Here is a 17,303-nt window from a genome sequence, read left to right on the forward strand (position 1 = left end):
CCGGTAGCGGTCCGGCCCGCCCGGCGCGGGTCTCACGCCACGGGCGCGATCCGCATCCGGATGTCGTCCGGGGACAGGGCCCCCTTGGCCGTCACGTGGTCGCCGGAGGACTGGCCGCGCAGCCGGCGCCCGATCCACGGCACCAGGAACTCGCGCGCCCACTGGACGTTGTCGCGCCGCATGTCGAACGCCCCGCGCGGCGGCAGCGGCGGCCAGACCTGCTCGGGGTCGGCGGGCACGTCGAGGCCCATCACCTGGCCCGCGCGGAGCGCCACCCGTGTGTGCCCCTCGGGAGACAGGTGCAGCCGGTCGGCGTCCCAGGCCCGGCGGTCCTGGACACTGCGCAGGGACCACAGGTCGAGCACCGGGCAGCCGTACCGGTCGGCGATGGCCCGGACATGTCCGTTGTAGGTGGCGATCTTGCCGCGCAGGTGCTTGAGCACGGGCACGCCCCGGGTGTCGAACCCGGTCGTCACCATCACCGTGCCGGCCGCGGCGGTGAGCCGCAGCAGCGCCCGCTCGAAGCGCTCGGCCACCTCGTCGGGGTCGGTGCCGGGCCGAATGATGTCGTTGCCCCCGGCGCAGAACGAGACGAGGTCCGGGGCCAGTTCGACGGCCCGCGGCACCTGGTCCGCCACGATCTGGTCGAGGAGCTTGCCGCGCACGGCGAGGTTCGCGTACCGGAAGTCGCCCTCGGGCCTCAGGTCGGCGAGCAGGACGGCGAACCGGTCGGCCCAGCCGACGAACGCCCCGTCGGGGCCGGGGTCGCCGACGCCCTCGGTGAAGCTGTCCCCCAGCGCCACGTACGACCCGATCACTGCTTTGCTGTCACTCTTCGAATCGTCTGCCACAGCCGTTCATGATTCACCCTCGAATGTGACCTACGCGACCGTAGGCAGGGCTTGACGGGCGGTGAGAAAGGCCACTCCCCAAGGGTTGGTCAACTTCGGAATACGCATGTCCACGGGGGCGTTGGGGGTGCTCGCCACACGCCGAAGGCCGGACCCGGTCGTTCGGGTCCGGCCTTCGGCGGCGTGTCAGGCAGGTGGGGGTGCGGTCGGTCAGCCGACGGAGACGCCGTGCGAGCGCAGGTAGGCGACCGGGTCCACGTCCGAGCCGTAGTCGGGCGTGGTGCGGATCTCGAAGTGCAGGTGCGGTCCGGTGACGTTGCCGGTCGCGCCCGACAGGCCGATCTGCTGCCCGGCGGTCACGGTCTGGCCGACCGAGACGGACAGCTGCGACAGGTGGGCGTACTGGGCGTAGTTGCCGTCGCTGAGCTTGATGACGACCTGGTTGCCGTACGCGCCGCCCCAGCCGGCGGAGACGACCGTGCCCGCGCCGACGGCCTTGAGGGAGGTGCCGGTCGGGACGACGAAGTCGACACCGGTGTGGTAGCCGCTGGACCACATGCTGCCGGACATGCGGTAGGGGGTGCCGACGGACGCGCCGTCCACCGGCAGCGAGAAGCCACTGGCGTTGCTCTGGGCGGCGGGCGCGGCGGCGGCCGGCTTCGCGGCGGTGCCGGCCTTGGCGGAGGTGTCCGCGGAGGACTCGGCGGCGGACTTCTTCGCGGGCTTCTCCGCCGAGGCCTTGGGGGCGGGCTTCGCCGGGGCCTGGCTCGCGGCGGCCTTCTTGCCGAGGGAGAGCTTCAGGCCCGGGTGGATCAGCGACGGGTCGTCGCCGACGGCGTCGCGGTTGTCCGCGTACAGCTTCTTCCAGCCACCGCTGACGTGCTGGTCGGCGGCGATCCTCGCGAGGTAGTCGCCGGCCTTCACGGTGTACGTGCGGGCGCCGGCGGTCTTCTCGGCGGCCTTCTTCTCCGGGGCCGGAGCGGACTGGACCGCCTTGTCCGGAGCCGTCTGCGGGGTGGCGGCGTGGGCGCCGGCGGCTCCCATCAGCGGCAGCGCGAGAGCGGCGCCGCCGGTGCCGGCGACGGCGATGGAGCGGGTGAAACGCTGGGTCTTGGGACGGCGGTGCTTACCCTTCGCGGGCATGGCGAATTCCTCTCCGTCGCCTGCGAGGTGAGCTGTCGGGTGCGGGCTGGAGATGCCCGGCCGCGCCGTGGCGCGACTGAACCCCAAGCCGTTCCGGGAACCGGAACAGGCGTCGTACCTGTGGGTCCCCCGCTCCTGCCGTACGTCGGGTCAGTGTGTGCGGGCACCGGGCGGCGGCAGGATTAGGCGTCCGTCCGGATCGGTGTGGAACGTAAGCGACCGGGACGCGAAGGGACAAGCCTGTGGTTGCGCGTGACGGTGTTTTCCCTGAGGCGCCGGTGTTCTCCGCCGTCACCGAGCGTGGATCCACGATCTTCGGCTTTTCCCAATGTCCCGGATAATCGCCTGAATTACGTGCACATGGCGACAACACATCGTCACGGATATGACGATGGTCACGCCTCCTCGCCCCATCTCGGCGCCGACCAGGGCACGTTGTGGCGAAGCGGCCGAAGCGCCTCATTCGGACCAAACGGCCACTTCCGCTCAACATGGACGACGATCCCGGCACCGGGGAGGCCGCCGCCCCGTCGCCCGCCCCTCGAGGGCCGGGACGGCCGGCGACGCCTGTGGACACCTGATTGCCCCAGGCAGGCATGTCGTATCGTCGGGTGGTGCCCGCCGGCGAGCCGCGGCGGCGGGCACCGATGGGGAGGAGCCCTCGTGACACAGCAGGTCCCGTCGACGGAGCCCGAGCTGACCGGAGTGCGCAATTTCCGCGACGTCGGCGGACTGCCGACGGTGGACGGACGGCGGGTGCGCCCGGGCGTGCTGTTCCGCAGCGGCCACCTCGCGCACGCGACCGGGGAGGACGCCGCCTTCCTGGCCGGACTGGGCCTGCACACGATCTTCGACTTCCGCAACGCGGCCGACCAGAAGCTGGAGGGGCCGGACGTCACGCTGCCGGGTGTGCGCAACGTGAACCTGCCCCTGAGCGACCCGGCCGACGGCGCCGAGTTCTGGACGATGGTCCGCGACGGCGACCTGGACCAGTTGCGCGCGATCCTGGCCGACGGCAAGGGCGCGGCCCGGATGATCGCCTCGTACCGCTCGATCGTCAAGGACCGCACCGGCGAGCACTCCCGGGTCCTGCACGCGCTGGCGCAGGACAGCGTCCCGGCACTGATGCACTGCGCGGCCGGCAAGGACCGCGCGGGGCTGTCGGTGGCGGTGACGCTGCTGGCGGTGGGCGTCGAGCGGGAGGCGATCGTCGACGACTACCTGAAGTCGAACGCCAAGCACCGCCGCTACAAGGTCCACCGCAGCAGCTCGCACGCCTCGGCGTACTCCCCCGAGGTCATGGAACTTCTCAGCCCCCTGTTCGACGCGCGCGCCGAGTACCTGACGGCCGCCTTCGACACGATCGAGGAGACCTGGGGCGGGGTGGACGCCTATCTGGAGCAGGGGCTGGGGCTCGCTCCCGAGACCCGGGAGCGGCTGCGCGAGCGGCTGCTGGACTGAGGCCCTCCCGGACCCCGGCCCCGGCCGCGATCTACTTCGTCCCGACCTCGAACAGCAGGTAGATGAAGGCGGCGAAGACGTGTCCCAGGATCAGGTAGACCAGCAGGCGCACCCACAGGGCCCGGGGGAACTTCTCCTCCAAGTCGCTCATGTCGTCTCTCCAGGGTTGGGGCCCAGGCACAGGGCGGCCGTGGGGCTCTGCAGCAGGGTGTGCACGAAGAGCAGGTCGACGCCGTCGTGGTCCTCGGCGGCGATGCGGTGCGGGGTCAGCGAGTCGAAGTGGGCGCTGTCGCCGGGCGCCAGCCGGTGCAGGGTGTCGGCCAGGCGCAGCCGGAGCCGGCCCCGCAGCACGTGCAGCCACTCCTCCCCGGGGTGGACGCGCACGATGTCGCCCTGGGAGCCGAAGGGGACGTGCACGCGCAGAGCCTGCATCCCGCGGCCGGGGGCGCCGGCCTGCCAGTAGGTCCAGCCGCCCGCCGCGGTGGGTTCCATGGCGGCGGCGCGGATGACGGAGTCCCGTTCGGCGACCGTCTCGCCGAGCAGTTCGGAGACCGTCGTACCGTAGATGCGGGCGAGTGCCAGCAGCATCGGCAGGGAGGGCTGGCGCCGGCCGGTCTCCAGCCGGGACAGGTGCGCGGGCGACAGCCCGGCGGCGCGGGCCGCGGCCTCCAGCGTCAGGGAAGCCTGCCGCCGCAGCGCCCGCAGCTGCGGGGCGACCGCGGCCGGCAGGGCGCCGGGGGCCGGTTCGGCCGGCGAGCCGGCCGCTGGGGGCCGCTCGCTTGCGGAGGAGCTCATGCCTCCATTCAGCCGCAGGTTTGCCTGTGCGGCAAATTTCTTGCCTCTCAGGCAAACCGGGCCGGATTCAGCGGTTGGCGACCGCCTGCTTGACGAGGGTCTTGCCGAAGTCCCACATCAGTCCGCCGTCGTGGGCGTCGTCCATCACGGCCGTGAACGCCTCGACGAACCGGTCCACCTCCCGCTCCCCGATGATCAGCGGCGGAATCAGCTTGATCACCTCCATGTGGTCGCCGGAGACCTGGGTGAGGATCCGGTGCTTCCGCAGCAGCGGCACCACGACCATCTGCGCGAACAGCCCCTTGCGGGCCGCCTGGAGCATGGCCCAGCGGCTGCGCAGCTTCAGCGACTTCGGACGGCCGAACTCGATGCCGATCATCAGCCCCCGGCCGCGCACCTCGGCGAGCATCTCGTAGCGGTCGGTCAGCGCCGCGAGCCGGGACCTGAGCAGCTCGCCGGTGGCCCGGACGCCGGCGACGATCTGCTCGTTCTCCATCACCGACAGCACCGCCAGGCCGGCCGCCATGGCCTGGGCGTTGGACCCGAAGCTCGCCGAGTGGACCAGAACCCGGTCCATGGACGAGTAGACCTTCTTGAAGATCCACTCCTTGCCGAGGGTGGCGCCGACGGGGACGTAGCCGCCCGACAGCGCCTTCGCCACGCACACCAGGTCCGGCTCCACGCCGTCCTCGTGCTGGTAGCCGTAGAAGTCGCCGGTACGGCCGAGGCCCGTCTGCACCTCGTCGGCGATGAGCAGGGCCCCGCGCCGGTGGAGCAGCTCCTGCGCGGCCCGCAGCCAGCCGGGCGGGCCCTCCAGCACGCCCTTGCCCTGGATCGGCTCGACGATCAGGGCCGCGACGTCGCCCTTGTCCAGCTCCCGCTCCAACGCGTCGAGGTCGCCGAGCGGCACGGCCGTGTCGGGCAGCAGCGGGGCGAAGCCGTCGCGGAAGGCGGACTCGCCGTTGACGGACAGCGCGCCGGTGGTCAGGCCGTGGAAGGCGTGCGCGCAGTACAGGACCCTGGGCCTGCCGGTGACGAACCGGGCGAACTTCAGTGCCCCCTCGACCGCCTCGGTGCCGCTGTTGCCGAAGAACACCCGGTCCAGGTGCGGGCTGTGCGCCAGCAGCTTCTCGGCCAGCAGGCCGGGCAGCGGCTGGCAGTCGAAGCGGGTCAGGTCGGCGAGCCGGGCGTCGAGGACGTCGTGCAGCGCCTTGCGGACGACGGGGTGGTGGCGGCCGAGCCCCATCACCCCGAACCCGGCGAGCATGTCCAGGTAGTCGTTGCCGTCCGCGTCGTAGAAGTAGGCGCCCTCGGCGCGCTCGTAGACCTTGTCGAAGCCGATGGTGTGCAGCATGCGCGGGAGCTGGTGGTTGAGGTACCGGGTGTGCAGCTCGTAGCGCTCGGCCCCGCGCTCGGCCAGCAGCGCGCCGAGGTCGAACTCCCCGGCCTGCGACGACTCCGACGCGGATTCGGCGGTGGTCATTCCTGTGACTCCTTGGACTGCTCTTCCTCGACGGTCAGACTCGCGCTGATCCGTCCGGCGATCTCTACGGGGGTCAGGCCGATGTCGGCCAGCACCTCGCCGCGCTTGGCGTGTGCGAGGAACTGCTCCGGGATGCCGAAGCGCCGCACGGGCACGTCGACCTCCGCGTCCCCGAGGGCCAGCGCCACGGCCGAGCCCACGCCGGCGGCCCGGCTGTTGTCCTCGACGACGGCGACCAGGTCGTGCTCGGCGGCCAGGGCCGGCAGCGCGGGGTCGACGGGCTTCACCCAGCGGGGGTCGACGACGGTGCAGCCGATGCCGCGGGCCTCGAGCAGCTCCGCGGCCCGCAGGCAGACGGACGCCATCACGCCGACCGCCACCAGCAGCACGCGCGGGTCCGGCGCCCGGTGCAGGACGTCGGTTCCCCCCACCCGGTCGATCGCCGGGATGCGCGGCCCCACCGACTCCTTCGGGAAGCGGACCAGGGTCGGCGCGTCGTCCACGGCGACCGCCTCGCGCAGCTGGGCCCGCAGCTGGTCGGCGTCCCGGGGCGCGGCGATGCGCAGTCCGGGCACGACCTGCAGGACGGACAGGTCCCACATGCCGTTGTGCGAGGCCCCGTCGACGCCGGTGACCCCGGCCCGGTCCAGGACGAAGGTCACCCCGCAGCGGTGCAGGGCCACGTCCATCAGCAGCTGGTCGAAGGCGCGGTTGAGGAACGTGGCGTAGACGGCGACGACCGGGTGCAGTCCGCCCGTCGCCAGGCCCGCAGCCGAGACGGCCGCGTGCTGCTCGGCGATGCCGACGTCCCACACCCGCTCCGGGAACCGCGCGGCGAACGCGCCGAGGCCGACCGGGTGCAGCATGGCGGCGGTGATCGCCACCACGTCCTGCCGCTCCTCGCCGATCCGCACGATCTCCTCGCCGAACACGGACGTCCAGGAGGGGCCGCCCGCCGGCGCCAGCGGGGCGCAGGTGAGCGGGTCCATGACGCCGACGGTGTGGAAGTGGTCCTCCTCGTGGGCGAGGGCGGGCTCGTACCCCCGGCCCTTCTCCGTGAGGCAGTGCACGAGCACCGGCCCGTGGAAGCGCTTCGCGCGCCGGAGGGCCGACTCCACGGCCCCGATGTCGTGGCCGTCGATCGGGCCGACGTACTTCAGGCCCAGGTCCTCGAACAGGCCCTGCGGGGCGAAGGCGTCCTTGAAGCCCTTCTTCGCACCGTGCAGGGCCTCGTAGAGGGTGCCGCCGACCAGGGGCGTGCCCTGGAGCACGTCCTTGCCCCAGGCCAGGACCCGCTCGTAGCCGTCGGTGGTGCGCAGGGTGGCGAGGTGGTCGGCGAGCCCGCCGATGGTCGGGGCGTAGGAGCGCTCGTTGTCGTTGACCACGATGATCAGCGGCCGGTTCCGGGCGGCCGCGATGTTGTTGAGGGCCTCCCAGGCCATGCCGCCGGTGAGCGCCCCGTCGCCGACGACCGCGACGACGTGGCCGTCCCCGCCCCGCACCTCGCGTGCCTTGGCCAGCCCGTCGGCCCAGCCGAGGGCGGTGGAGGCGTGGCTGTTCTCGATGACGTCGTGTTCGGACTCCTCCCGCGAGGGGTAGCCGGACAGGCCGCCCTTGCCGCGCAGCTTGGAGAAGTCCTGCCGGCCGGTGACCAGCTTGTGCACGTACGCCTGGTGGCCGGTGTCCCACAGGATGCGGTCGGCCGGCGACGCGAAGACCCGGTGCAGGGCCAGGGTCAGCTCCACCACACCCAGGTTGGGGCCCAGGTGGCCCCCGGTCCTGGCGACCGCGTGCACCAGGAACTCCCGGATCTCCGCGGACAGTGCGCTCAACTCCGCCTCGGACAGCGCCTTCAGGTCGCGTGGTCCGCGGATGCTCTCCAGGATCGTCACTTACGGGCCCCCTTCGGTTTCCGTGCTGCTCAGCTCACGGTGACGGCAGGCTCCCCCGGCCCCACGCCGTCCTGCTCCAGCTGCTCGGCGAGTCTCATCGCCTCGTCGATCAGCGTCTCGACGATCCTCGACTCGGGCACGGTCCGGACGACCTGCCCCTTGACGAAGATCTGCCCCTTCCCGTTGCCGGAGGCCACGCCCAGATCGGCCTCCCGGGCCTCGCCGGGCCCGTTGACCACGCACCCCATGACGGCGACGCGCAGCGGCACCTCCATGCCCTCCAGCCCGGCGGTGACCTCCTCGGCCAGCTTGTACACGTCGACCTGGGCGCGTCCGCAGGAGGGGCAGGAGACGATCTCCAGCCGGCGTTCCCGCAGCCCGAGGGACTGCAGGATCTGGATGCCGACCTTGACCTCCTCGGCGGGCGGCGCGGAGAGCGACACCCGGATGGTGTCGCCGATCCCCTGGGACAGCAGCGCCCCGAAGGCCACGGCCGACTTGATCGTGCCCTGGAACGCCGGTCCCGCCTCGGTCACTCCCAGGTGCAGCGGATGGTCACAGCTCTCGGCGAGCCGGCGGTACGCCTCGATCATCACGACCGGGTCGTTGTGCTTGACGGAGATCTTCAGGTCGTGGAAGCCGTGCTCCTCGAACAGGGACGCCTCCCACAGGGCGCTCTCCACGAGCGCCTCGGGGGTCGCCCTGCCGTGCTTCCGCAGCAGCCGCCGGTCCAGCGACCCGGCGTTGACGCCGATGCGGATCGGGGTGCCGTGGTCGCGGGCGGCCTGGGCGATCTCCTTGACCTTGTCGTCGAACTGCTTGATGTTGCCGGGGTTGACGCGTACGGCCGCGCAGCCGGCCTCGATGGCCGCGAAGAGGTACTTGGGCTGGAAGTGGATGTCCGCGATCACCGGGATCTGCGACTTGCGGGCGATGACCGCCAGGGCGTCCGCGTCGTCCTGCGTGGGGCAGGCGACCCGGACGATCTGGCAGCCGGCGGCGGTGAGCTCGGCGATCTGCTGGAGTGTGGCGCCGACGTCGGAGGTGCGGGTCGTCGTCATCGACTGCACCGACACCGGGGCGCCGCCGCCCACGGCCACCTGGCCGACGTGGACGGTGCGCGAGGCGCGCCGGGGCGCGACCGGGCGCACCGGCACCCCGGGCATGCCCAGCGGGACGGTGGTCACGTCCTCAGTCCCGGTTCCCGGAGACCGTCTCGCGCATGGCGCGCAACGACTCCTTGAGCGAGCCCATGGTGGCCAGGACGGCCGTGGGCTCGTAGCCGCAGTGCGCCATGCAGTTGGCGCAGCGCGGGTCCTTGCCGCGGCCGTACTTGTCCCAGTCGGTGTCCTCGACGAGCTCGCGGTACGTCGGCACGTACCCGTCGCTCATCAGGTAGCAGGGGCGCTGCCAGCCGAAGAGCGAGTAGTTCGGGATCGCCCACGCCGTGCAGGGGAAGTCGACCTTGCCCTCCAGGAAGTCCAGGAAGAGCGGGGAGTGGTTGAGCCGCCAGCGCCGCCGGTTGCCGCCCGAGAAGGCCTTCTTGAACAGCTCGCGGGTCTGCTCGACGCCGAGGAAGTGCTCCTGGTCGGGGGCCTTCTCGTAGGCGTAGGCGGGCGAGATCATCATCTCGTCGACCTCGAGGTCGTCGTTGAGGAAGTTCAGCACCTCGATGATCGTCTGCGGGGTGTCGGTGTTGAAGAAGGTGGAGTTGGTGGTGACCCGGAAGCCGCGCCGCTTGGCCTCCTTGATCGCCTCCACGGCCTCGTCGAACACGCCTTCCTTGGCCACGGACTCGTCGTGCCGCTCGCGCAGCCCGTCGATGTGCACCGCGAAGGCGAAGTAGGGCGATGGCGTGAACTTGTCCATCTTCTTGCGCAGCAGCATGGCGTTGGTGCACAGGAACACGTACTTCCGTTTGGCCACCAGCTGACGCACGATCTCGTCGATCTGCGGGTGCATCAGCGGCTCGCCGCCGGCGATGGACACCATGGGGGCACCGGACTCCATGACGGCGCCCACGGCCTGGGCGACCGGCATCCGCTGCTTCAGCACCCCGGCGGGGTGCTGGATCTTGCCGCATCCCTCGCACTTGAGGTTGCAGGCGTACAGCGGTTCCAGCTCCACGATCAGCGGGAACTTGTCCCTGCGGCGCAGCTTCTGTTCAGCCAAGTACGTAGCGACCTTGATGGACTGTCGGAGCGGCATGGCCATCTGGCTCACCTCCTGGGGAGCAGCAAGGAACGGTGCCATTCGAAGAAAGCGGGAAGGACCGAACGAAGAACACGGAAAGCTGATATTCCACCGCGCACCGTGCCGATCCGGACGAGTTCATGTTCTGGAGCGTCCACGACCACCCGGACGGCCGCAACCGGGCGCTCGCCCCCGCGCACGGCGCTCAGGAGCGTGGCGGCGGACTCCATGTCGGCGGCGATGGCTCCGGTGGCGCGCAGGGCCGAGCGCTCGGGGCCGCGCACGACGTGGTCGGACCCGGTGAGCGGGCCGGTGTGCACGGTCCGTCCGGGTACCGCGCGGACCAGGGCCTTCACCAGCAGGTCGGTCCCGACGCAGGCCGTCGTGGCGCGCGGGTCGCGGGTCTCCTCGGCGACGACGAGGTCGCCCGGGTGCATCCCGGGCGCGAGCCCGGCGCAGAAGCCGGTGGCGAGGACGGCGGCGCCGCCCAGGGCCGGATCGGCGAGCATCCGTGTGACGGCCCGCTCGGCCGCCGCCGGCCCCATCCCGGTCCGCAGCACGGTGACCGGTCCGCCGGCGCCGCCGCGGCCGCCCGCGCGCAGGGCGAACTGCTCGATGCCGAGCGCGCAGGCGATCAGCAGCGGGGCCGGGCCGGTCCGCGTGCTCATCAGTCGGCCTCGGCCCCGGCGAGCCGGTAGTCGCCGGCCTCCCCCGCCGAGCCGCTCACCCGCAGCCGGTCCGCGAAGGGCTCTCCGTGGAGGTAGCGGCCGAGTGCGGTGAGCGGGAACACCTGCCGGTAGAGGTGGTAGTTGATCGAGAAGTCCCACGGGAAGCCCGTCCCCGTGAAGTGCGGCTCGTCCCAGGAGCCGTCCTCCCGCTGGGTGGCGGCCAGCCACTCGATGCCGCGTTCCACGGCGCGGGAGTCGCGCTCCCCCGCCGCCAGCAGCGCCATCAGCGCCCACGCGGTCTGGGAGGCGGTCGAGGCGCCCCGGCCGCTCCACCGCGCGGGGTCCCGGTAGGAGCGCAGGTCCTCGCCCCAGCCGCCGTCGTCGTTCTGCACCGACTCCAGCCATCCCACGGCGCGCCGGATCGCCGGGTGCGCGGCGGGCAGGCCGGCGGCGACCAGGGCGGGGACGACCGACCCGGTGCCGTAGACGTAGTTGACGCCCCAGCGCCCGAACCACGAGCCGTCGGGCTCCTGTTCGGCCAGCAGCCACTCCACGCCGCGCCGGGTGCGCGGGTCGTGGGCCAGCCCCTCGACGGCGAGCATCTCCACGACGTGCGCGGTGACGTCGGCGGAGGGCGGGTCGACGACCTCGCCGAAGTCGCAGAACGGCAGCCGGTTGGGGAACGGGCTGGTGTTGTCCGCGTCGAAGGCTCCCCAGGCGCCGTTCCTCGACTGCATGCCGAGTGTCCAGCGCACCCCGCGCCCGACGGCCCGGTCCAGCCGCCGGGGGTCGTGGTGGGCGATCCGGCGCAGGGCGAGGATCACCTCGGCGGTGTCGTCGATGTCGGGGTAGTTGTCGTTGTGGAACTCGAACGCCCAGCCGCCGGGCGGAAGATGGGGCCGGCGCACGGACCAGTCACCGGGCCGGACGATCTCCTCGCCCAGCATCCAGTCGGCCGCCTTCACCAACTGCGGGTGGTCCGGGGGGAGTCCGGCGTCCACGAGCGCGATGGCGGCCAGGCAGGTGTCCCACACCGGCGACTGGCACGCCTCGATCATGCGGGCCCCGTCCTCGCGCCACACGGCGAACCGGTCCAGCGAGGCGAGTCCTTCCCGCATCACCGGGTGCTGAAGGTCGTAGCCGAGCAGATGCAGGGCGATGATCGAGTACACGGCCGGGGGCTGGATGCCGCCCCAGCAGCCGTCGTTCTCCTGCCGTTCGACGATCCAGCGGGCGGCGCTGTTCAGGGCCGCCCGGCGCAGTCCTCCGGGCACGACCTTGCGCAGGGCGTGCAGGCCCTTGTCCATGCGCTGGAAGGCCCCGTCCCAACTCAGCGGCGGGGCGAGGGGCTTGCGCGGGTTCGGGCGCTCCGGGTCGGTGTGCAGCTCGTCGAGCGGGAAGGGCGCGGGGCGCACCGGCCGCTTCGCGGAGACCACGGTCAGCGGGACGATGGTCTGCCGGGCCCAGCAGCCGAAGTCGTAGATGTTGAGCGGCACCCAGGTGGGGAGGAAGATGAGCTCCGGCGGGAGTTCGGGCAGCTCCTCCCACTTCCACCAGCCGAACAGGGCCAGCCAGATCCGGGTGAAGACCCGGGCCGCCGCGATGCCGCCCTGGGCGCGGACCCAGGCGGCGGCCTTCGCCATGTGGGGGGCGTCGGGCGCGTCACCGGCGAGGCGGAGCGCGACGTAGGCCTCGACGGTGGCGGAGAGTTCGCCCGGCCCGCCGTGGAAGGTGGACCAGGTGCCGTCCTCGCGCTGCTCGCCGCGGATGAACAGGGCGGCGGCCCGGGTGGTCCTGTCGTCGCGGATGCCGAGGAACTGACGCAGCAGCAGATCCTCGGCGTCCATCGTGACGTTGGTCTCGAGGTCGCCCTTCCACCAGCCCTGGGGGTCCTGGCGGGAGAGCAGGTGGTCGGTGGCGCGCCGGGCGGCGCGTGCGGCGGCCTGCGGTACCCCGGCCGCCCCGGGGGTGTGCGTGTCGGTGTCGCTGGCCGCGGCGGCGCGGGGTGGCAGGGCCCCGAAGCTTCCGTCGGTCGTCGCTGTCATGGCTTCCCCTTCGTGCAGTCCTGCAAGGTGTGCATCTGCTGTGGGTCCGCCGTCGGCCGGTGTCCGGGTGCTGCTCGCGGCACCGGCCGGCGACTACGCGAGGGTTATTCGGCCGATGGTGATCATCTCTTCCGTACGACGACGAAGTCCGCGAGCGCCGTGAACTGCTCCCGCACCCGGTCGGGCATGTCGACGGCGTCGAGGGCCTCGATGGCGATGGTGTGCTGGCGGCGTGCCTCGCCGGCGGTCCACTCGCGGCCGCCGGCCTCTTCGATCAGGGCGGCGCGGGCCGCGAACTCCTCCTCGGAGAAGTTCTCGAAGTCGCTGGCCTTGGCGTCGGCGGCGAGCAGTTCGCCGAGCCGCTCGGAGGCGGGGCCGCCCGCCGCGAGCGCGGCCACCACGGGCAGCGACTTCTTGCGCTGGCGCAGGTCGCTCCAGGTCTGCTTCCCCGTGGCGTCCGGGTCGCCCCAGATGCCGAGGAGGTCGTCGACGGCCTGGAAGGCCAGGCCGAGGTGGTAGCCGTACTTCTCCAGCGTGTCGGCGGTGCGGTCGTCGGCCCCGCCGAGGACCGCGCCGATGGAGCTGGCGCAGGCGAGCAGGGCACCGGTCTTGTTGCCCTCCATCTCCAGGCACTCCTCGACGCTGACCCGGTCGCGGTGCTCGTAGGAGATGTCCTGGGCCTGGCCGTCGATCAGGGCGCGGGTGGCGGTGGTCAGGCGGCGGGTGGCGCGGCCGGCCTCGACGGTGCCGAGTCCGAGGAGCACCTCGTTGGCCAGGGCGAACAGGGCGTCGCCGACCAGGATGGCCTGCGCGGGACCGTGCACCTTCCAGACCGTGTCGCGGTGGCGGCGCTGCTCGTCGCCGTCCATGAGGTCGTCGTGCAGGAGGGAGAAGTTGTGGACGAGCTCCACGGCGACGGCGCCGGGGACGCCCGTCTCGGGGGCCGCGGACATGACCTCGGCGGACAGCACGGCGAGGGCGGGGCGCACCGCCTTGCCGCCGTCGCCCGCGGCGGGCCTGCCCTGGGCGTCGATCCAGCCGAAGTGGTAGGCGGCAACCGTGTCCATGGGAGGGGCCAGCCGGTCGACGGCCGCCCGCAGTACCGGAGTGGCCAGGGTCCGGCCGCGCTCCAGCAGCGCGGTCACGTCCACCGCCTCGGCGGTCCTCGAGGCCGGGGGCACAGTGGGCACAGTCTCTCCTCTTGTTGCGGTGCCGGAGGTACGGGGGCCGCCTGCCGCGTCGTGCCGAGCGAGCATCACGCCGCCTCCTCGAACGCGAAGAGGTGCTGCGGGCGGGGCCGGCCCAGGGCGCCCAGCACGGCGTCCGCCGCGCTCACGCCGCTGCGGACCGCACTCTCCATGGTCGCGGGCCACCCGGTGGCGGTCCACGCTCCGGCCAGGTACAGGCCGGGTGCCTTGGTGCGGGCACCGGGCCTGAGGCGCCCGACGCCGGGGGTGGGAGCGAACGTGGCGGTCCGCTCCCGGGTGACGAAGAAGTCCCTCACGTGCGCGCCCCGGGCCCGGGGCAGCAGCCGCTCCAGCTCGGGCAGGTACCGCTCGCTCAGCACCGCCACGGGGGCGTCGATCTCGTCCTGGGCGGCCGACTGGGACACGGCGAGGTACTGGCCCTCGCGCAGCCCGGACGCCTCGGTGCGGTCGAACACCCACTGCACGGGGCTGCCCAGGGCGGTGAAGAAGGGCCGGGTGAGGACCGTGCGGTCGTACACGACGTGGACGTTGAGGATCGGCGCGGTGCCGATCCGCAGCAGCCGCTCGGGGGCGTCGAGGGCTCCGTCGGGGAGCAGGCCGTGCGCCTCGCGCTGCGGCACGGCGAGCACCACCGCGTCGGCGTGGAGCGTCTCGCCGGGGACCTCGACGTGCCAGCGGCCGTCCGGCTGCGCCCGGACGGAGGTGACGCGGGTGCGCAGCTCGGTGCGCACGCCCGCGGAGTCGAGGGCCTTGCGGGCCAGCCCGTCGTGGAGGTCGCCGAGCGGCACGCTCGCCCAGCCGATGTCGGCCGCGCCCGGGTCGGACAGCAGGCCGGTCCGGAACACCATGGCGGCCAGCGCCAGGGAGGAGTCCGCGGCGACGGCGTTGAGGGTGGCGACCCCGACCAGGTCCCACAGGGCCTCGACGGCGCGGGCGGACTGGCCGTGCGCGGCCAGCCAGCTGCCGAAGTCCTGCGCGTCCAGCGCCGGGTCGGCCGGGTCGAGCTTCTTCAGGGCGAGCGCGGCGCGGCCGACCCTGGCGCGTTCGGCGAGCGACAGGTGCGGATAGCCGGCGAGGCTGCGGCCCAGGTGCAGCGGCACGGGCAGCGCGTCGCGCCGCAGTCTGCCCAGGCGCCGGCCCGCGGGGCGTTCGGCGTCCAGGACCGGTACGTCGAGCCGGTGCTGGAGCGGGGCCAGGGCCGCGCCCTCGATGCGGTCGAGGAACCACCGGTAGGCGGTGCAGCAGCGCAGGTAGACGTGCTGTCCGTTGTCGACGGTCAGGTCGCCGCGCCGGAAGGAGAACGCCAGGCCGCCCAGCCGGGGACGGCCCTCCAGGAGGGTGACGCGCACCCCGGCGTCGGCGAGGGCGAGCGCGGTGGTGACACCGGCGAGCCCGCCGCCCACCACGACGGTGTGCCGTCCGTCCGCGGCCGGTCCCCGGGACCGCGTGCCGTGGGTCATCGCACCCCCTCCCCCGCGTGGCGGCCGTGCCGCGCGAAGCCCGCGCGGGAGGCCGTCTGTGTCAGGGACGCGCCCCCGGGCCGGAGGGTTGCCCGCCGTTCTCCTTCGGTGGCGGCTCCTTCGTCGCTCACACCCGCCTCCTGACGGCGCGTCGCGTGACGTGCCGGGCGTCGAGACCCGACAGACCGCGCACGGCCACGTACGCCTTCTCCCGGCCGGGCAGCGACACCCGGCCGCGCAGCACCGCCTCCGGGTCCCGCTCGATGCGGTCCAGCAGACGGCGGTAGATGCCGGCCATGGCGGCGACGCAGGCGCCGCTGCGCCGGTCGAGCATGGGCAGCAGCCGGTAGCCCTCGGCGAACAGGGCGCGGGCCCGGCGCACCTCGAAGTGCACGAGCCCCGCGAAGTCCGAGCCCTCGGGCGGACGGGGGCCGCTGAAGCCCGCGGAGCAACCGAACTTGGCGAGGTCGTCGGCGGGCAGGTAGGTGCGCCCGCCCTCGGCGTCCTCCCGGACGTCACGGAGGATGTTGGTGAGCTGGAGCGCGAGGCCGAGCGTGTCGGCGTACTCCGGCGCGCGGTCGACGCCGCGCGCCCCCGGTTCGGTGCCGAACACCCCGAGCGAGAGCCGCCCGATGGCCCCCGCCACACAACGGCAGTAGACCTTCAGGTCGTCCCAGGTCTCGTACGTCTCGCCCTGGACGTCCATCTGGACACCGTCGATGAGCTCGTCCAGACCGCCCAGCGGGATCGGGAAGTAGGAGGCGGCGTGCGTGAGGGCCACGGCGACCGGGTCGGTGTCGTCCTCGCCGACCCCGCCCTCGCGGATCCGGGTGAGCAGCGCCCGCGTCTCCTCCAGCCGGGCCACCTTGACCTCGCCCGTGAGCGGGCCGTCGCCGATGTCGTCGACGCGTCGCGAGAACGCGTAGAGCGCCGACATGGCACGGCGCTGGGGCGTCGGCAGCAGGCGGATGCCGTAGGCGAAGTTGCGGGCCTGCCGCCCGGTGACGGCCTCGCAGTAGCTGTAGGCGGCGAGTACCGGCGCGGACGTGTGCGGTTCGGATTCCACGGTCCGGATCACCCCTCTCCTCGCAGGATCGAGCCCACCTCACGCAGCACCTGGAGCTTGCCGGGCTTGGGCGGGCCGGGAAGTACGTCGAAATCGGCGGCGGCGACCGCCCTCAGCGCCGCCCTTCCCCCCGCCACGAAGCCCGCGAGCAGCAGCCGCAGCCTGCCGTGGACGCTGCCCACCAGGGGCGCGCCCTCGTCCAGCAGGTCGCGGGCGCGCTGCGCCTCGTACGCCACCAGCGCCCGGACCGACGCCCCCGCGCTCGCCGCGGCGAGGTCCTCCTCCTGGACGTGGAAGCGCTTGAGGTCGGCGGCGGGCAGGTACACGCGGTCCCGGGCGAGGTCCTCGGCCACGTCCTGGAGATGCTCGACGATCTGCAGGGCGGTGCAGATCATGTCGGAGCGGCGGATCCGCTCGGGCGTCGAGGTGCCGGTGACGGCGAGGACGAGACGGCCGACCGGGTTGGCGGACAGCTCGCAGTAGGCGAGCAGGTCGTCGTAGGTCTCGTAGCGGCCGACCAGCTGGTCCTGGCGGTTGGCGGCGATCAGGCCGAGGAACGGCTCCGGGGTCAGGGCGCGCCGCCGCACGGTGGGCTGCAGCCGGCGCAGCAGGGGGTGGCGGGGGGTGGAGTCGAAGACCCTGCGCAGGTCGGTCTCGAAGGCGTCGAGCAGGACCAGCCGGTCGTCGGCGTCCTGCGGGGACACGCCGAGCAGCCGGGCGTCGGCGCCGCCGGGGGCGAGGTCGCCGTCGCCGATGTCGTCGACGAGACGGGCGAAGCCGTAGACGGCCATGAGGTCGGTGCGCCAGGCCCGGGGCAGGAAGAAGGGGGCCACGGGGAAGTTCTCACCCGCGGCCTTGTCGAGGGTGGCGCGCTCCGGGTCGAGGGTGCGCGCCGTGCCGGTTCCCGTCACCGCCGGCTGCCCGGTGCGGGGACGGCACGTGCTGCGTGGAGCTGGGGAGTTTCCGTAGCCATCGCCGTCACATCTCCCGTTCTACACTGCCGACCCAATACACACTATTTCGGACACGCCGCCCGGC

General features: G+C 72.9%; 16 protein-coding genes and 1 riboswitch. Of the genes, 1 reads left to right on the top strand and 15 read right to left on the bottom strand.

Translation table 11 applies throughout. The features are described 5' to 3' along the window. Window positions 1–32: 32 nt before the first annotated feature. Together ACZ6ZN_RS03190 and ACZ6ZN_RS03195 are read right to left on the bottom strand one after the other, a co-directional pair. Complete coding sequence (locus ACZ6ZN_RS03190) at window positions 33–818, bottom strand: SGNH/GDSL hydrolase family protein (RefSeq protein ID WP_398107942.1); 786 nt, start codon at window positions 816–818, stop codon at window positions 33–35. A gap of 243 nt (window positions 819–1,061) precedes the next feature. After that, window positions 1,062–1,994 (bottom strand): M23 family metallopeptidase, encoded by a 933-nt coding sequence (locus tag ACZ6ZN_RS03195; RefSeq protein ID WP_469642683.1) that lies wholly within the window; start codon window positions 1,992–1,994, stop codon window positions 1,062–1,064. A 4-nt stretch (window positions 1,995–1,998) separates the two neighbouring features. After that, window positions 1,999–2,153: riboswitch (cyclic di-AMP (ydaO/yuaA leader) on the bottom strand. 504 nt (window positions 2,154–2,657) lie between these two features. Here ACZ6ZN_RS03195 and ACZ6ZN_RS03200 point away from each other — a divergent pair. Next, window positions 2,658–3,455, top strand: a complete 798-nt coding sequence (locus ACZ6ZN_RS03200) for a tyrosine-protein phosphatase (protein ID WP_398107811.1) — start codon at window positions 2,658–2,660, stop codon at window positions 3,453–3,455. Between the two features lie 31 nt (window positions 3,456–3,486). Here ACZ6ZN_RS03200 and ACZ6ZN_RS03205 read toward each other — a convergent pair whose 3' ends face one another. The 13 genes from ACZ6ZN_RS03205 to hpnC all read right to left on the bottom strand — a co-directional run bounded on the left by ACZ6ZN_RS03205 (window position 3,487) and on the right by hpnC (window position 17,176). Beyond that, entirely contained in the window at window positions 3,487–3,606 is a 120-nt protein-coding gene (locus tag ACZ6ZN_RS03205) for a DUF6126 family protein (RefSeq protein ID WP_469642686.1), read from the bottom strand. Beyond that, the gene (locus ACZ6ZN_RS03210) at window positions 3,603–4,250 is read right to left on the bottom strand and encodes a helix-turn-helix domain-containing protein (RefSeq protein ID WP_469642688.1); all 648 of its coding nucleotides are present in this window, start codon (window positions 4,248–4,250) and stop codon (window positions 3,603–3,605) included. Before ACZ6ZN_RS03210 ends, ACZ6ZN_RS03205 begins: the two co-directional genes overlap by 4 nt. Before the next feature lie 67 nt (window positions 4,251–4,317). Next, a complete protein-coding gene (locus ACZ6ZN_RS03215; protein WP_451876968.1) occupies window positions 4,318–5,733 on the bottom strand; it encodes an aspartate aminotransferase family protein in 1,416 nt (471 codons plus the stop codon). Beyond that, window positions 5,730–7,625, bottom strand: coding sequence for a 1-deoxy-D-xylulose-5-phosphate synthase (gene dxs, locus ACZ6ZN_RS03220; RefSeq protein WP_469642690.1), 1,896 nt, complete (start codon window positions 7,623–7,625; stop codon window positions 5,730–5,732). Before dxs ends, ACZ6ZN_RS03215 begins: the two co-directional genes overlap by 4 nt. Window positions 7,626–7,654: 29 nt before the next feature. Further along, a complete protein-coding gene (ispG, locus tag ACZ6ZN_RS03225) occupies window positions 7,655–8,812 on the bottom strand; it encodes a flavodoxin-dependent (E)-4-hydroxy-3-methylbut-2-enyl-diphosphate synthase (protein WP_469642692.1) in 1,158 nt (385 codons plus the stop codon). 4 nt (window positions 8,813–8,816) lie between these two features. Next, window positions 8,817–9,839, bottom strand: coding sequence for an adenosyl-hopene transferase HpnH (gene hpnH, locus ACZ6ZN_RS03230; RefSeq protein WP_451876971.1), 1,023 nt, complete (start codon window positions 9,837–9,839; stop codon window positions 8,817–8,819). 5 nt (window positions 9,840–9,844) lie between these two features. After that, window positions 9,845–10,486 (bottom strand): phosphorylase family protein, encoded by a 642-nt coding sequence (locus ACZ6ZN_RS03235; RefSeq protein WP_451876972.1) that lies wholly within the window; start codon window positions 10,484–10,486, stop codon window positions 9,845–9,847. Further along, on the bottom strand, window positions 10,486–12,531 hold the full coding sequence (gene shc, locus ACZ6ZN_RS03240) for a squalene--hopene cyclase (protein ID WP_469642694.1): 2,046 nt from the start codon (window positions 12,529–12,531) through the stop codon (window positions 10,486–10,488). The genes ACZ6ZN_RS03235 and shc overlap by 1 nt, the downstream gene beginning before the upstream one ends. Before the next feature lie 122 nt (window positions 12,532–12,653). After that, the gene (locus ACZ6ZN_RS03245) at window positions 12,654–13,721 is read right to left on the bottom strand and encodes a polyprenyl synthetase family protein (RefSeq protein WP_469642696.1); all 1,068 of its coding nucleotides are present in this window, start codon (window positions 13,719–13,721) and stop codon (window positions 12,654–12,656) included. Between the two features lie 65 nt (window positions 13,722–13,786). Next, complete coding sequence (gene hpnE, locus ACZ6ZN_RS03250; RefSeq protein ID WP_469642698.1) at window positions 13,787–15,199, bottom strand: hydroxysqualene dehydroxylase HpnE; 1,413 nt, start codon at window positions 15,197–15,199, stop codon at window positions 13,787–13,789. Next, window positions 15,196–15,330, bottom strand: a complete 135-nt coding sequence (locus ACZ6ZN_RS03255; RefSeq protein ID WP_398107821.1) for a DUF6380 family protein — start codon at window positions 15,328–15,330, stop codon at window positions 15,196–15,198. The genes hpnE and ACZ6ZN_RS03255 overlap by 4 nt, the downstream gene beginning before the upstream one ends. Beyond that, complete coding sequence (gene hpnD / locus ACZ6ZN_RS03260; RefSeq protein WP_469642700.1) at window positions 15,327–16,277, bottom strand: presqualene diphosphate synthase HpnD; 951 nt, start codon at window positions 16,275–16,277, stop codon at window positions 15,327–15,329. Before hpnD ends, ACZ6ZN_RS03255 begins: the two co-directional genes overlap by 4 nt. Continuing rightward, on the bottom strand, window positions 16,274–17,176 hold the full coding sequence (hpnC, locus tag ACZ6ZN_RS03265; RefSeq protein WP_469642702.1) for a squalene synthase HpnC: 903 nt from the start codon (window positions 17,174–17,176) through the stop codon (window positions 16,274–16,276). Before hpnC ends, hpnD begins: the two co-directional genes overlap by 4 nt. Window positions 17,177–17,303 lie beyond the last annotated feature (127 nt).

This window comes from Streptomyces sp. NPDC053665 (assembly GCF_055585285.1).